The 15,591-nt window shown below is 63.2% G+C and carries 13 protein-coding genes and 1 tRNA gene; 11 read left to right on the top strand and 3 right to left on the bottom strand.

The genetic code is table 11. The annotated features are described in order from the left end of the window. Nucleotides 1-215: 215 nt before the first annotated feature. Nucleotides 216-989, bottom strand: a complete 774-nt coding sequence (locus tag E6X30_RS09965) for a winged helix-turn-helix domain-containing protein (RefSeq protein ID WP_034371591.1) — start codon at nucleotides 987-989, stop codon at nucleotides 216-218. A gap of 404 nt (nucleotides 990-1,393) precedes the next feature. Continuing rightward, entirely contained in the window at nucleotides 1,394-2,032 is a 639-nt protein-coding gene (gene upp, locus E6X30_RS09960; RefSeq protein WP_016663699.1) for a uracil phosphoribosyltransferase, read from the bottom strand. A 70-nt stretch (nucleotides 2,033-2,102) separates the two neighbouring features. Between upp and E6X30_RS09955 the strand changes: the two genes are divergently transcribed. From E6X30_RS09955 to E6X30_RS09935, 5 genes are all read left to right on the top strand, one after another. Continuing rightward, a complete protein-coding gene (locus tag E6X30_RS09955; protein ID WP_070435417.1) occupies nucleotides 2,103-2,600 on the top strand; it encodes a nucleoside deaminase in 498 nt (165 codons plus the stop codon). A 73-nt stretch (nucleotides 2,601-2,673) separates the two neighbouring features. Next, entirely contained in the window at nucleotides 2,674-4,776 is a 2,103-nt protein-coding gene (locus E6X30_RS09950; protein WP_070435416.1) for a hypothetical protein, read from the top strand. 99 nt (nucleotides 4,777-4,875) lie between these two features. Beyond that, nucleotides 4,876-5,889: a methionine ABC transporter ATP-binding protein gene (locus E6X30_RS09945; protein ID WP_016663702.1), complete on the top strand. Its 1,014-nt coding sequence runs from the start codon at nucleotides 4,876-4,878 to the stop codon at nucleotides 5,887-5,889. Next, nucleotides 5,886-6,590, top strand: a complete 705-nt coding sequence (locus E6X30_RS09940) for a methionine ABC transporter permease (RefSeq protein ID WP_316336166.1) — start codon at nucleotides 5,886-5,888, stop codon at nucleotides 6,588-6,590. The genes E6X30_RS09945 and E6X30_RS09940 overlap by 4 nt, the downstream gene beginning before the upstream one ends. A 152-nt stretch (nucleotides 6,591-6,742) precedes the next feature. After that, nucleotides 6,743-7,597, top strand: a complete 855-nt coding sequence (locus E6X30_RS09935) for a MetQ/NlpA family ABC transporter substrate-binding protein (RefSeq protein ID WP_081976413.1) — start codon at nucleotides 6,743-6,745, stop codon at nucleotides 7,595-7,597. A 7-nt stretch (nucleotides 7,598-7,604) separates the two neighbouring features. Here the strand turns inward: E6X30_RS09935 and E6X30_RS09930 are convergent, their stop codons facing one another. Continuing rightward, nucleotides 7,605-9,788, bottom strand: coding sequence for a S9 family peptidase (locus tag E6X30_RS09930; RefSeq protein WP_316336165.1), 2,184 nt, complete (start codon nucleotides 9,786-9,788; stop codon nucleotides 7,605-7,607). A gap of 185 nt (nucleotides 9,789-9,973) precedes the next feature. Between E6X30_RS09930 and E6X30_RS09925 the strand changes: the two genes are divergently transcribed. The 6 genes from E6X30_RS09925 (at nucleotide 9,974) to rbsK (ending at nucleotide 15,332) form a co-directional block, all read left to right on the top strand. Beyond that, nucleotides 9,974-10,064 (top strand) — tRNA-Ser (locus tag E6X30_RS09925). A 101-nt stretch (nucleotides 10,065-10,165) separates the two neighbouring features. Next, nucleotides 10,166-11,167, top strand: coding sequence for a sugar-binding transcriptional regulator (locus E6X30_RS09920; RefSeq protein WP_070435425.1), 1,002 nt, complete (start codon nucleotides 10,166-10,168; stop codon nucleotides 11,165-11,167). A gap of 82 nt (nucleotides 11,168-11,249) precedes the next feature. Continuing rightward, nucleotides 11,250-11,903 carry a deoxyribose-phosphate aldolase gene (gene deoC / locus E6X30_RS09915; RefSeq protein WP_070435414.1) on the top strand — a complete coding sequence of 218 codons (654 nt, stop codon included), beginning with the start codon at nucleotides 11,250-11,252 and terminating at the stop codon, nucleotides 11,901-11,903. 32 nt (nucleotides 11,904-11,935) lie between these two features. Then, entirely contained in the window at nucleotides 11,936-13,327 is a 1,392-nt protein-coding gene (fucP, locus tag E6X30_RS09910) for an L-fucose:H+ symporter permease (RefSeq protein WP_316336164.1), read from the top strand. Then, complete coding sequence (locus E6X30_RS09905) at nucleotides 13,324-14,376, top strand: aldose 1-epimerase family protein (RefSeq protein ID WP_016663709.1); 1,053 nt, start codon at nucleotides 13,324-13,326, stop codon at nucleotides 14,374-14,376. The genes fucP and E6X30_RS09905 overlap by 4 nt, the downstream gene beginning before the upstream one ends. Continuing rightward, nucleotides 14,373-15,332 carry a ribokinase gene (gene rbsK, locus E6X30_RS09900; protein WP_016663710.1) on the top strand — a complete coding sequence of 320 codons (960 nt, stop codon included), beginning with the start codon at nucleotides 14,373-14,375 and terminating at the stop codon, nucleotides 15,330-15,332. The genes E6X30_RS09905 and rbsK overlap by 4 nt, the downstream gene beginning before the upstream one ends. Nucleotides 15,333-15,591: the final 259 nt, after the last annotated feature.

Here is a 15,591-nt window from a genome sequence, read left to right as displayed (position 1 = left end):
GCGGCACAAGCACGGCACATATGCCGGAATATAGCCGCCGCACAGCGCTCACCCCCTTGCGCGTGCGGCCTGGCGATCGGATGTTCCCCCGAACCCGATCGCCGCTCCGCAGGGACCTCCCCCCTTTGTCCCGCGGAGCCAGCGAACGGACCGTGAGCCCCATTTGTGCGCGCTCCGGTCCGTTCGTGTGTTAATCGATGCGCCCCGCGCTCCCGCTACCTCGCGCCGAGCAGCGCAACGTCGCTCCCAAGCTCAAGCCTGTAACCCGAGCCTCGCACCGTCGAAATGAGCTTCCGGTAGCGGCCAAGCTTGTTGCGCACTCGGCGAATATGCACGTCAACTGTGCGTTCGCCCGCATCGCTGCCCGCCGAGCTCCACACCTCGCTCATGAGTTCGCCGCGCGAAACGATGCAGCGAGCATTGCGTGCAAGATGCGCGAGCAGTTCGAACTCGCGATGAGTGAGGTCCACATCCTCACCGTCGATCCTGACGCGTCGGCCATAGAGGTCGATCACAAGAGACGGCTGAGCGGGAAGAGCGCCAGCAGCGCCCCCGGGAAGCGAAGGGCTCGCCGGGCTAAGTGCGCTCACGGGCCCGGGCGCGCTCACCGGGCTGACGAGGCGCGACTGGATCAGGCGCAGCCGCGCGGCCTCGGCATCGCGGCGGGCGGGAGCATTCGGCGACACGACCCCGGCCTTGCGCGGGCGGAGAGCCTGAGGTTTGCCGGCGGGGCGCGGCGGGATGGAGGCGCTCGCGCTCTGGCCCGGCACGGCCGTGAAGCGGGTGGGGCGAGGCGAAGATTCCGACGTCACCTGAACGCGCGCGGTTCCACCCTTGGCAGTCGCGAGCGTGAGGGCGTGGGAGCGGAGCGAATCTGCGAGCAGCGTCGCTTCACGAGGGTCGCTCGAGGCGGGCAGGTCAACGGTGAGCGTGATACTCACCGTGCGGGTCGAGGTGGATGTTAGGGGGCGATCAACAGCAACTGTCATGGCGATTCTCCAGGATGCGGCGCCGCGCGGCGCGAAAAGAATGGGAATCCGGGATCTCGCGGGGGAGTGAGATGAACTCGCGTGCGAGGCGTGCTCCCGGTGGGCACCTGGAGCCCACGCCCAGTGGCCGGCTCCTGTCAGCCGGCTTTCCGCAGTGCGCTTAGAGGCGCGGCTGACCCTGCATCATGGACATCGCCATGTCCATCATCATGCCGCGCATCATGAAACGGGAGACCGAAGCGGTCCCCTCGCTGATGCTCGATGCGGCATGGAGATTCATGCCACCAGTGTGAAACACGAATGGCGCCGGCGCAAGTGGGCGTTCACATACTGAAACACTTCGGTGGAGGAAGCACATGTGAACGCGCGCCGCGCCGGCGCCGTGCGGAAGGAAAATGCGAGGCCTAGTCGACGACCCCGAAGAGTCGATCGCCCGCGTCCCCAAGACCGGGAACGATGTAGTTCTTCTCGTTGAGCTTTTCGTCGATCGCCGCTGTCACGACCGTGATGTTGGCGCTCTTGTCGAGCTCGCGCTCCATGGTCTCAATGCCCTCGGGTGCCGAGAGGAGAGTGACACACGTGATGTCGCGCGCGCCCTTTTCGAGAAGGTAGTTCACGGACGCGATCAGGGTGTGGCCCGTCGCGAGCATCGGGTCGACGACGAAGCACTGGCGGCCCGTAAGGTCGTCGGGAAGGCGGTTCGCGTACGTGGTGACTTCGAGAGTTTCATCGTTGCGCACCATGCCGAGGAAGCCCACCTCGGCCGTCGGCAGCAGGCGAGTGATGCCATCGAGCATGCCGAGGCCCGCGCGGAGAATCGGCACGACCATGGGCTTTGGATCCGTGAGCTTACTGCCGATCGTCGTCGCGACCGGCGTCTCGACCTCAGCGGGTGCGACGGCGACATTGCGCGTCGCCTCGTAAGCGAGGAGAGTGACGAGCTCGTCGGCGAGCTGGCGGAAAACGGAACTCGGGGTGTTCTTGTCGCGGAGGACGGTGAGTTTGTGGGCAACGAGCGGGTGGTCAATGTTCAATACGCGCATGAGGCCAGCCTATTACGATGAGAGCCGATCCGCCGCGGCCCCAGGGCCCGAGACTGAAAGCGAGGCGAGCATGACACACCCGGTTCCCGAATTGGACCAGCTCATGCAGCCCGCGATCGACGAAGCGCGCGCCGCCTCAACGCCGCCGCGCCGTGACATTCCCATCGGCGCAGCCGTGTACGACGAAGAGGGAAGGCTCATTGCGAGCGCCGGCAACCGTCGGGAAGCGGACGAAGACCCAACCGCGCACGCCGAAATCCTCGCTCTGCGCGAAGCAGCCCGCGTTCGCGGCCGCTGGAACCTGACCGGCTGCACGCTCGCCGTCACCCTCGAACCTTGCACGATGTGCGCGGGAGCGATTGTCCTCGCACGTATCGAGCACCTCGTCGTCGGCGCAATGGATCCGAAAGCCGGGGCTGCCGGATCGCTCTACGATCTCGTTCGCGAGGAACGGCTCAACCATCGCGTGCGGCTCACGACTGGCGTGCGCGAGATTGAATGCGCACAGATGCTGCGCGGCTTCTTCCGCGACCTGCGCGAGCGGCGCAAGGGGCTGCGCGCAGGGTAGAAAGTCCCGTACGATGATGCACGTTACAGACGCGCGGTGACCGTGCGTGTGCGCCCACGAGCAAGGACATGACATGACGAACACTCCGCACCAGGGACCGTCTCAGGGTTCCGGTCCAAGCGCCAACTCCGATCTTCCGCCTTCGGCACCGTCGGCCCCGCCGGCGCCGAACGCCCACCAGGGCTCTGGCCAAGCGCCCCAGTACCAGGCGCCCCAATTCCAGCAAGGCGGGCAGGGCCAGCAGCCTCAGTACACCCCGCAGGGTGCCCCGCAAGGCTTCCCGCAGAGCCAGCAGGCTTCGCAGAGTTTCCCGCCCAACGGGCAGTTCCAGCAGTCCCCGCAGAACCGGCAAGGTCAGTCCAGCCAGCAGGCTCCTCATCCCGGCAAACAGTTTGGCCAGGTCGCATCGTTCATCGGCAACCCGTTGCCGACGCTCGGCGCAGCTTTCGCCTCGTACGCGGCGGGGCTTATCGTTGCCGCGATCGTCGTGGGGCTTCCTCTCCTCGGCTCGATGGTGCTGGACACGCCGAGCATTATTCCTGACCCGAAGGGCGGCCCCGCAGGAATGGCCGTCGCCGGTGAGATAAAGCCGGACACGCCAGAGTTTCTCTATATCCTCGGCGCGCCCTTCCAGGTAGTTTCGATGGCATTCCTCGGCTCGTACACGAGCCACGTCACCGTGAAGGGGAACCTGGGTGGGGAGGAAGACGCGGCCTTCTCCCTGTATTCGAGTCTGGGGCTCGTGCCCTTCCTCGTTCTTGCGGCTGTACTCGGCGGCGCTTTCTTCGCGGGTCGATTCATCGCGAAGCGCAAGCCGAACGAAGGCGCAGTTGCGATCTGGGTCCAGGCGGCGGCCTCGAGCTTCCTCGTGGCCACCATTTCCACCCTCCTCACATGGGCGCTTGCCGTGCGCGCGAGCGAGAAGGCCGACAGCTACGGCGTGAAGTACGAGATGAACATGAGCGTGCACGCCGCGGGCATCCTTCCGTTCCTCGCAATTCTCGTGCTTCTCACCCTTGCGCTCGTCGCGGGTCGCTATAGCGTTCGCGCCCTCCCGAAGAAGTGGCCGCTCGTGAGCGAATGCCTCGATGCGGCAAAGCTCGCACTCCTCTACGCCGCGACAGCCGCCATCGTTGGCCTCGTGTGCGCCGTGGCCGTTGTGCTCATTGCCGCCATCAATGAGGGGCACTTCGGTGACAGCCTCAAGATGCTCGTGATGCTCGTCCTCACCCTCCCGGCAACGCTCTTGACGGTGCTCTTCACCTACTTCGGCCTCGCGACCTTCTCGCCAGTGAACTACGCCTTCGGTCTGGGTCCCTACGCTGGACTCCTGATTAGCCAGGATGGCGACATGGTTTCGGTGTTCACCCTCCCTCACTGGTGGATGATCGTCCCCGCGATCCCGTTCGTTTTCCTCCTGATGTTCGTGTTCGCTGGCGTGTGGGCGAAGTCCCGTCACCGCGTGCAGGGCAACACACTCGCGACCGTGACCTCGTGGGCCGCACTTCCCGCGATGTTCTTCGTGCTGAGCGTCATCGGCATCATTTTCGCGACCCTCAACTCGAGCTACGACGCGAGCGGCGCACGCGACGTGCTTGAATCCGCAGGCCTCGCGAACTTCGAGGGCGAAGCGCACGCGGGCGTGAGCCTCGCGACGCCGTTCATCGCCGCAATCGTGGGCATCCTGATCGAGGTCATTTCCCGCTTTATCGCCCCGTTCTACTCAGCGTTTGTGCCCGCCGTCGTGGGCGGTTTTGTGCACAAGCAGCACGGTGCGAACGAGGAGTATCCCGCAACCGAGGTACAGCAGAAAAAGGTTGACTTCGCTGCCCTCGCGACGAACGTGCAGAACCAGGCGCAGAACTTCGGGCAACAGGCCCAGCAGGGCCAGACCAGCACCCCGCAGCAGGGTTACCAGCAGGGCCAGTCGACTGCTCCGCAGCAAGGCTATTCGCAGCAGAATCCGGCTCCGCAGTACGGTCAGCAGCCGAGCGGGCAGGGTTACCAGCAGGGTCAGCCGAGTGCTCCGCATCAGGGTTATTCGCAGCAGAACCAGGCTCCGCAGTATGTCCAGCAGCCGAGTGCTCCGCAGGCGCCCGGGTTCACGCCCGAACAGGCCTACGGCTACGGGCAGCACGACCCGCAGGGTCAGCAGCAGCCGCCCCAGGGCCAGTAGGCGTCTGCGCGCCCCGGCCAAGGCCGGCACGTGTGAACTGTGTGTCCTTTCATGAACTGACATCTGCCTTCGTGCCGCGTTTCACGGATACTGGAGCGCGTGATCACACTTGACGGCCTTACGAAAGTCTTCCCCGGAACCGGCGGTGCCGAGGTTCGCGCCCTCGACGGCATCTCACTGAATGTCGCCGAAGGCGAGATCCACGGCATCGTCGGCCGCTCCGGCGCTGGTAAATCGACGCTGATTCGCTGCCTCACGGGGCTCGAAAAGCCCACGAGCGGGACCGTTCGGATCGGCGACACCGACATCGCCGCGCTCAACGGTCCTCAGCTGCGAACGGCCCGACGGAAGATCGGCATGGTCTTTCAGCACGCGAACCTGCTGGATTCGCGCACGGCCGCACGCAATATCGCGCACCCCCTCGAGATCGCCGGCTGGCCGCGCGCCGAGATTCGCGAACGCGTCGCGGAGCTCGTCACTCTCGTGGGACTCGAGGGCCGCGAAAACAACTACCCATCTCAGCTCTCCGGCGGGCAGATTCAGCGCGTCGGTATCGCACGCGGCCTCGCGGCACGACCCCAGGTGCTGCTGTGCGACGAACCCACGAGCGCACTCGATCCAGGAACGACCAGGCAGATTCTTGCGCTCATCAAGAACCTCAACCGCCGCCTCGGCATCACGGTCCTCCTCATCACCCACGAGATGAGCGCGGTACGCGAAATCTGCGACCACGTGACTCTCCTCGAGGACGGCGCGATCGTGCAGACTGGCACGCTCCTCGACGTCGCCTCCGACCCCTTCGGCCGACTCGCCAAAGAGCTCATTCCGCTCCCGCCGGCACCCACGGGTGTCGATGCGAAGATCGTCAACCTGGACTACGGAAAATCGCCGGTCGTCAACAACGTGAACGACATCGTGCGCTTCACCGAGGAGCACGACGCCCTCGCCGAGGTCGTCGCCGCGTCGATCGAAACCATCCAGGGGCAGCAGATCGGTCGCGTGCAGCTTGCGCTCCGCAATGCCGATAACAGTCCCATCAGTGCGCCGGGCTTCGCCAAGTTTGTGAAGGACTGCGCAGACAACAACATCGTCGCCGCGGAGGTGCAGCCGTGACCCAGTGGTTCCAGGAGTTTTTCTCCGACCCGATCTTTACCTCGACGAGCACGAATAACTCGCTGTGGATCAACACGGGTCTCACGATCTACATGGTCGCGTGGACCATGGCACTGAGCATCGTCATCGGCATTCCCCTGGGGATCGGCCTTTTTGAACTCTCGCGTGCCCACGGCCGCGTTGCCCGACTCGCCTATCAGGTGCTCGGCTTCATCGTGAACGTGCTGCGCAGCTTCCCCTTCGTCATCCTCATCATCGCCCTCCTGCCACTCGCGAAGGCGATCGTCGGGCGAGGAACGGGGCCAAACGCCGCCATCATCTCCCTCACGATCGCCGCCGTTCCCTTCCTCGCGCGACTCGTTGAAACCGCGCTCAGGGAAATCCCGGCCGGCAAGCTCGAGGCAGTCGAGATGATGGGAGCCAGCGGATTCCAGGTGATCCGGCATGTGCTGCTCGCTGAAGCGCTTCCCGGCATCATCGCCGGCATCACCACGACAACGATTGGCGTGGTCGGCTACACCGCGATGGCGGGCACCGTCGGCGCCGGTGGCCTCGGTGACCTGGCCTTCCGCAAGGGGTACTTGAGCTACAACGACACGGTCATGATCACGACCGTCGTCGTCCTCGTCATCCTCGTTGTGATCGTTCAAGTCGTGGGGGACTGGGCGTCCCGGGCGGTCGATCACCGAGCTAAGGGCTAGGCGCACGCGGGTTCACTGCGGGGCAGTCCGACGTCGGACCCGCCCAACCGATCCCGCCACGCACGTTGTTGTCACGAAACGTCACATTTCTCGCGCCAGGTACGTCGCCCGGGGCAGGCTAGTGCCACACGAGATCATCTAAGGAGACCATCATGACGAACCTCAACCGCCGCACCCTCCTCACCTCCGCCGCCGGACTCGCGGGCATTGGCTTGCTGAGCGCATGCGTGTCGAACTCCCCGGGCACCGGTGGGGAGAAGGGTGAATCGGGCCCCAACTCCGTGCTCAAGGTCGGAGCCTCCCCCGTTCCTCACGCCGAGATTCTTCAGTTTGTGAAGGACGAGCTCGCGAAAGACGCTGGGCTCGACATCGAGATCGTCGAATACACCGACTACATCCTGCCGAACAAGGACCTCGAGGCGGGCGACACCGACGCGAACTTCTACCAGACCCCGAACTTCCTCAAGAACGAGATTGAAGAAAACGGCTACAAGTTCACGGCCGGCAAGGGCGTGCACATCGAGCCTCTTGGCCTGTACTCGGAGAAGGCGAAGAGCGTCGAAGAGATCGCCGAGGGCGGCGAGATCGCGCTCAACAGCGATCCCGCGAACACCGCGCGTGGTCTGAGGCTTCTCGAATCGGCGGGGCTCATCTCGCTCGGTGACGCCCCCGAGGACGCTCTCGTCAAGCCCGAGGATGTCAAGGAGAACCCCAAGAACCTCAAGTTCACCGAGCTCGAGGGCGGTCAGATTCCCCGTTCGCTCGGTGACTTCGCCGCGGCCGTCATCAACGGAAACTTCGCGCTCGAGGCGGGGTTGAAGCCCAACAAGGATTCGCTTTTCCTGGAGCCAGGGGAAGACAGCCCCTACGCGAACCTCCTCGTATGGCGAAGCGAGGATGACGGTAACGAGCATCTCAAGAAGCTCGAAGAGCTCCTGCACTCGGCCGAGGTGAAGGCCTTCATCGAGAAGACCTACACCGACGGCTCCGTCATCCCCGCTTTCTAAGAGGGCGTTAGACCAGTTCGGTCGCCCCGAGCTGATCGAGTACGAAGGCGTATTCCTCGGCGCGCTGCTCCCACTTGGCGTAGCGCCCCGAGCGCCCGCCGTGGCCGGCGACCATCTCGCACTTGAAGAGGATCGGGCGCGCGGGAATCGCCTCTCCGCCCTCGTAGTTGCGGGTTTCCTCGCGAAGGCGCGCAACCCACTTCGCGGGCTCGACATAAAACACGCGGATGTCATTGAGGCTCGTCGTCGCGAGGATCGCCGGGTACTGCACGCCCTGGATGTTCTCGTACGGCGTGTACTCCTTCATGTACTGATACACCTCGGGATCCTCGAGCGGGTTGCCCCATTCTTCCCACTCGCCGACGGTGAGCGGGAGGCTCGGGTCGAGGATCGTCGTGAGCGCATCGACGAACGGCACGCCTGCGACGATCACGCGGAACGTTTCGGGGGAGAGGTTCGCGACCGCGCCCATGAGCAGGCCGCCCGCGCTTCCGCCATTTGCTGCGATGCGGTTCTTGTCGAACCAGCCTTCGCTCGCGAGGAACTGCGCCGATTCCACAAAGTCACTGAACGTGTTCTTCTTCGCGAGCTTCTTGCCGTTCTCGTACCACTCGCGGCCCATCTCGCCTCCGCCGCGAATGTGCGCGATCGCGACAACAACGCCGCGGTCCATGAGGCTCAGCCAATACACCGAAAGCATCGGATCCGTGGGGACTTCGTAGCTTCCGTAGCCGTAAAGGAAACCGGGGTTCGTGCCGTCGGGCTCAATATCGGCGCGTGCCATGAGCGAGATCGGGATCTTCGTGCCGTCGTGGGCCGTCGCCCACAGGCGCTTTTCTACGTACTTCGTGCGATCGAAGTTCGGTACAGGGGTTTCCTTGAGGATCTCCGGTTCGCCACCCGATGCGGGAATCTGCGCGACGGTCGTAGGCGTGAGCATCGAGTCGAGCGTGTAGCGGATCGTCTCCTCGTCCCAATTGCGATTGTGCGCGAGGTAGACGGCATCGAGTTCGCCGCCGTGCGAAATGTCAAAAGCGGAGGCAGTGTCCCAACCCGTGCTGCTCTCGGCACTTTGATCGCCGCTCACCTGATCGCGCTGCAGTACACGGACGGTCGGGAGACCCGCTGCGCGCATCGTGATCGCCACGTGGCTCTCGAAAGCGTCGGCCCCCTCGATGCGCTCGCCCTCTGCGGGGGCGAGGATCTCGCGCCAGGTTTCTTGCGCCTCGGCGCCGCTCGCGTCGAGCTCCTGGCGCGCAAGCGCGAAGCCCTTGTGGTCGCGGTTGTGAATGACGAGGTAGTGATCGTCCGCGTGCTCGACCGAGTACTCGACGCCTTCGACGCGACCCGCGACCGAGCGCGGTTCCTGAATCGGGCTTTCAAGGGAGGTCACGAGGGCCTCGCCGGTGACGCGTGAGGCCGTCTCGATGATGAGAGCCTTGCGGTTGCGGCTCGCGCCCGCGTAGGTGGTGAATTTCTCGTCGTCCTCGCGGAAAAGAAGGCGGTCTTCCGACGCTGGCTTGCCAATCTCGTGGACCCAGATTTCACACTGACGCCAGGCTTCATCATTCTTGGCGTAGACGATTTCCGAGCCGTCGAGGGAGAACGCGAGACCGTAGGCAACGTCCTTGACGGAATCGTCGATCACGTCGCCCGAAGCGAGGTCCACGATGCGAAGCGCATACACCTCGCCGCCAGAAGTATCCACGCTGTAGGCGAGGCGGTTCGATTCGTCGTTGAGGGTGATGCCGCCGAGCTGGAAAAACTCCGTGCCCTCCGAGAGTGCTTGTGCATCGAGATACACGTGCTCGCCGGGAAGCAGTTCGTCGTTTTCGGCATCGATGACGGGACGCTCGGGGCTATCCGCGAGGGCGATGCGGCTAAAGCGCGGGTAGTTGTCGCCCTCTCGCGTGCGCGAGATGTACCAGTAGTCCCCATCGCGAAACGGAACCGAGCTATCGGTCTCCTGCGTGTGGTTCTTGATCTCCGCGACGATCTGATCGCGGAGCGGGTGAAGCGGCTCGAGGATCTGATCAGCGTAGGCGTTTTCGGCGTTCAGATGGTCGAGGACCTCCTGGTTTTCCTTGTCGCGCAGCCAGTCAAAGTTATCGACGACCGTGTCGCCGTGATGCGTGCGCTCGATGGGCTTCTTCGCCGGTACCGGCGGCTTCATGAAAGTGTTGTCAGTCATAGGCACAACCTTATAGGGGCCTCAGCCGTCGGACCTGCGCGTTCCGAGCTGCGTACCGAGGGCCTTGCGCTCGTGCTCCTTCGGTGTCCGCTTCGCGAGTCGTTTCTCCCGCCTGTCACGTGACCTGCCTCCCACCAGGTAGCCTCAACTTTGACGCCAGGCGACGAATCGGTAAAGTGTTTCGCGGTAGCGTGTCCGAGCGGCCGAAGGTGCAACACTCGAAATGTTGTGTACGGCAACCCCGTACCGCGGGTTCAAATCCCGCCGCTACCGCCACGAAAACGAGCCGTAGCCTCAAGCTTTGGGGTTGCGGCTCGTTTGTTCTTCCGGCCCGGAGTGCGAGCGGCGGCTCGTGCGCGACAACGAGGTGGCGAGAAATGGCCAGAACCGATCGTCACGGTTTGACCGTGAGGGATCGACTCGCCCTCGATGCGGCCAAGCTCTACTATTCGGGACTTTCGCAAGCCGAAGTCGCCGAGCGTCTTTTCGTTAATCGCGCGACCGTGTCGAAGCTTCTCTCGACTGCCCGACGCAAGGGGCTCGTTCGTACGGTGATTCGAGATCCAAGGGAAATGGACACGGAACTGTACGGAGCGCTCAACGCCGCCTACGATCTCTCGAGCCTGCGCCTCGTGGTGCCGGTGGGCCGCGGTCCCATGGATAAACGCCATGCACTCGGTGACGCGGGTGCCGAACTCCTCGAAGGGCTCGTGCAGGTCTCCGACACTCTCGGGATGTGGTGGTCGCAGACGACGTGCGAAGTTGCGCGCGGGTTCCGGCGCACGGCAACCCGGGGCGTGAGAATCGTGGGGCTCAACGGCAGCGACGATTCGGCGCACGACCTCGCGGCGTGGGAATCCGCCCGCGAGCACATTGAACGGGAGCTCGGGTGGGAGACCGTGGCCGCGCGCACCCCGCACATTTACTCGAGCCTCAGTGACAAGCTCGAGAGTGAGCGCACCCCCGAGGCGAGGGCGGTGCGCGCCGCCCAGAACGCGTGCCGCATCACCGTGTTTAGCACCAGCAGCGCGCACGCACTCATGGCGCGCCAGCCGGACACGCTGAGTGAAGACGAACGTGCGCGGATCGAGTGTACGTCCGTTGGGCACATATGCGGCCACTTCATCGATGCCGATGCGCGGATATGCGAGCCGATCGTCAATCAGCGAACCTCGGGTCTCCCGCTAGCAACGCTCCGCAACGTCGAGCAGAAAGTCCTCGTGGCCTGTGGGCCTGACAAGGTTGCCGCCATGGATGCGATCCTCGCCAACAGGTACGCGAACCACCTCGTGACCGACGTCGACACGGCACACGATCTTGTGCGCATGAGCGAGGACCGTCAGCGAACCCGCGCAGATTCGCCAATCGCCGAGCCTTAATGGCACAAATGTGCCAATTCAGCCTCCCGAACGGTGCGCGCGCGTCCCTAACCTAGTGCTCTCTTCACACAAAGGAGTGAGCATGACTACACCGAACCAGATTGTGGACCACACTCTCCTGGCCCCCACGGCAACGCCTGACGAAATCGAGGCTCTCTGCCGCGATGCGCGCGATAACCGCTTCTACTCGGTATGCGTGAGCCCCACCTACGTTGCACAAGCAGCGAGCCTGGTCGAGGGGAGTGACGTGCACGTGTGCACAGTCGTTGGCTTCCCCTCGGGCGCTCACACGAGCGCCGTGAAGGCCTACGAAACTCGCACCGCAGTCGACGACGGGGCTGACGAGATCGACATGGTCATGAACCTCGCATCCGCAAAAGCCCACGACTGGGCCGCGGTCGAGAACGACATTCGCGCAGTCGTCGAGGCGGCTCAGGGGCGAATCGTCAAAGTCATCCTTGAAACATGCGTCCTCGAGGACGACGAGATCGTCGCGGCGTGCACCGCCGCGCGCGCTGCCGGCGCCGACTTCGTCAAGACCTCAACGGGATTCGCGGGCGGGGGAGCAACCACCCACGCGGTTCAACTCATGCGCGAGACCGTCGGACCCGACATGGGCGTCAAGGCCTCAGGCGGCATTCGCACAGCGGCAGACCTCGACGCGATGGTCGCCGCGGGCGCAACACGCATCGGATCCTCCGCAGGCGCCGCTCTCCTGACCGCGCAGGGCAACTAACACACCACAATTGACGAAAGAGGAGGTCACCGATGACTTCACCACAGACGACGAACGTCGACCAGGGGATTCCTAACACGAGCTGGGGGCTCATCAAAGATCCGACCCGACAGCTGCGCGACGGGTATCTGACGAAAACCCCAATCTTCCAATTCATTCTGCTGTCGATCTGCTTCCCTATGTGGGGCGCCGCGGCGAGCATGAACGACATCCTGATTACGCAATTCAAAGCCGTCTTCGACCTTTCGGACGTTGCCTCGGCATTCGTGCAGTCGGCGTTCTACGGCGGCTACTTCGTCATCGCGATTCCCGCTTCTCGCGTCATTCGACGCACCTCGTACAAGACCGGCCTCCTCATCGGCCTCACGGTGTACATCGCGGGTTGCATGCTCTTCTTCCCCGCGTCGACGATGGCGACATACACCGTGTTCCTTGCCTCGCTGTTCGCGATCGCCATCGGCCTTTCCTTCCTGGAGACGTTCGCCAACACCTATTCCTCGCTCATTGGCGATAGAAAGCACGCGACGCTTCGCCTCAACATCTCCCAGACCTTCACCGCGCTGGGGTTCCTGTCGGGCGCCGTCATGGGCAAGTTCCTCGTCTTTGAAGACGGAGATGCTCTCCACAACCGCATCGCCGCCGCAGGCTCCGAAGCCGCGCGTATGGAGATCACCGAAGCCGCACTCGGTCGAACCCTCGGCCCCTACAAGATCATCCTCGCGATCCTCGTCGTCCTCGTCGTGCTTATTGCGATCACGCAGTACCCGCACTGCAAACCGCTCAATAGCGACGCGAAAGAGGCCGAAGCTTCCATCGGCGAAACACTCGCCTACCTGGTGAAGAACAAGATGTTCATCGGCGGCATCATCACCCAGTTCTTCTACGTTGGCATGCAGACCGCTCTGTGGTCGTTCACGATTCGACTCGCGCTCAATCTCGACCACTCGCTCAATGAGAAGACCGCCGCGAACTACTTGATCGCCACCTTTATCGCCTTCTTCATCGGCAAGATCATCGCCAACGTCCTCATGACCAAAATCAACGAGGACGTCGTGCTGCTCATCTACTCGGGCCTCGGCATGATCACGATCCTCTACATCGTTCTCGCGCCGAACTTCACGAGCGTCTACGCAGCGATCGTCGCCTCCGCACTCCTCGGCCCGGGCTGGGCAACGATCTACGCACGAAACCTCGACACGATCAAAGACAAGCGCTTCACCGAAACGGGCGGCGCCATCATCGTCATGTCGATCATCGGCGGCGCGGTTATTCCCGTCGTCCAAGGCTTCATTTCCGATTCGACGGGCTCCATGCGCTTCAGCTTCATCGTGAACTTCGTGTGCTTCCTCGCGATCTTCATCTACTTTGTTGCGCAGTACAGGTCTTCCCACAAGGAATTGCTCACGACGGAGGCAACGAAATGACCCTGACAATCCCGCTCAGCGAGGCGCAGTTTCCGCAGAGTCCGCACACCCTCTGCGCGAACGAGTCGTTCACCGTAGAAGCATTCCGCTACCCGAACGGCATCGCCTCCATCACCCTTCGAAACTCGCGAGGCTCGCTGGAGATCCTGCCGTTCATGGGCCAGATCATCTGGGGAGCCGAGTTCGACGGCATCGACCTCACGATGACCAACATGTTCGAGCAGCCCATGCCGGCACGCGAGATCGTGGACACCTACGGGTGCTTCGCTTTCCACTCCGGCCTGCTCGCTAACGGGTGCCCGAGCCCCGAGGACGACCATCCGCTGCACGGAGAATTCCCGTGCCTGCCGATGGCGAGTGCCCGCCTGGACATTGACGACGACGCTCTCTCGCTCGTCTCCGTCGGCGAATACGTCAAAGGTTTTGGGCATCACTACCGGGCGGAGCCTCGCGTGACACTGCGAAAGGACAGCGCGATCTTCGACATCGGCATGGCTGTCACGAACCTGTCTGCGTACCAACCGATGCCTCTCCAGTACATGTGCCACATGAACTACGCCTTCGTGCCGGAGGGGCAGATGTCGCAAAACCTCCCCGAGGGCGCCTTCAAGCTGAGGTCCACGGTTCCCGCACACGTGACACCGACCCCGGCATGGGAGGCCATTAACGCCAGCATCACGCGAGGGGACGTCGACGCAGACTCCTTGCACGGCGCCGAAGCCTTCGATCCAGAGATCGTGTACTTCGCTGACGACCTCGCGCAATACGGCGAACGTGTGTACTGCGAACTGGCATTGCCCTCCGGGCCTCGGTTCGCGACGGAATTTTCGAGCGAGGAGTTTTCCACGGCCACGCGGTGGATCCTCCATAATCCTGATCAGAAGGTCGCCGCCTTCGTGCTCCCCGGCACGTCTCGCCCGGAAGGCTTCAAGGCGGCACAGGCCCAGGGGACGCTCATCCAACTGGAAGCCGGACAAACGCGCGAATTCTGCGTGAGGACCGGGCTACTTGCCGAGAACGAAACACTTGACGAAGGAGAACTGTCGTGAGCATCGCTGTCGTGGGGTCGAACATGGTTGACCTCATCTCGTACATCGACCGCATGCCTGCCGAGGGCGAAACCGTCGAAGCCCCGAACTTCACAATGGGGTGCGGCGGTAAAGGTGCCAATCAAGCCGTTGCGTGCTCGCGGCTCGGCTCGAACGTCACCATGGTGACGAGGGTCGGCAACGACATCTTTGCCGAGAACACGATCCGGAATTTCCAGGACAACGGCATCGACACCACCCACGTGCTCACGACCGAGGCGACGAGTGGCGTGGCCCCAATCTTCGTTGATCCTGATTCGAAAAACTCGATCATCATCGTCAAAGGGGCGAACGCGCACCTGACCCCGCAAGACGTGGAGAATGCACGCGAGGACATTGCGAAGTGCAGCCTCATCATGCTTCAGCTCGAGATCGAGCTGGAGACCGTGTACTCCACGATCGAGCTCGGTAACGAACTCGGAATCCCCGTTCTCGTCAACCCCGCACCGGCATCCCCCGAGCTGCGCCTCGACAAGATCCGTGGGGCCGAGTTCGTCGTGCCGAACGAAACGGAGCTTTCGCTCCTGTCAGGTATGCCCGTCGACGACATGGACGATGTGCTGAAGGCTGCTCAGGTGCTCCTCAACGTCGGTATTCGCAACGTGATCGTGACCCTCGGCCGAAAGGGTGCCGTGTGGGTGCACGAGGGCGGCTCGACCTACGTTGACGGGCGTGCGGTTGGTGCAGTCGACACCACGGGTGCGGGTGATGCATTCATCGGGTGCTTCTCCCACTACTGGGTTGAAACCGGAGACATCGAATATGCCATGCGCATGGCGCGCCTGTATGCCTCCGACTCCGTGACGCGGCACGGCACTCAGACGTCCTACGCCACGGGGGAGGACTTCCGTGGCCGCCTGGCAAGTGACATCGCCGAGGTGAACCTTCCGGGCGCGGCCAACGAGAAGAAGGCGTAGCGACGAAGAACCCCTTGGTAAACCCGCGGGGACTACGGGCGGCCGGCTCGTAGTCCCCGTCTTTTATGTGACCTAAGGCCCTAAAACCGAGTCAAATGAGCGGCTTTTTGGGTTGTTTTATGGTGTGGGCCACGAGTTGGGGTGTGTGGTTTGCGTAGGGGTGGTGTGGGGCGTAGTGTTTTTCCTCGTTGCCCCGGAGGAATGTGGCGGGTGCTTGCTGGTTGTTGCTGGTGGGTGCGTGTGGTGTTTCTTGGTTGTT

Source organism: Dermabacter sp. (assembly GCF_032550575.1).
Lineage (GTDB): Bacteria > Actinomycetota > Actinomycetes > Actinomycetales > Dermabacteraceae > Dermabacter > Dermabacter hominis.
Note: the sequence above shows the minus strand (reverse complement) of the source record. Positions and strands in the feature narration are given on the sequence as shown.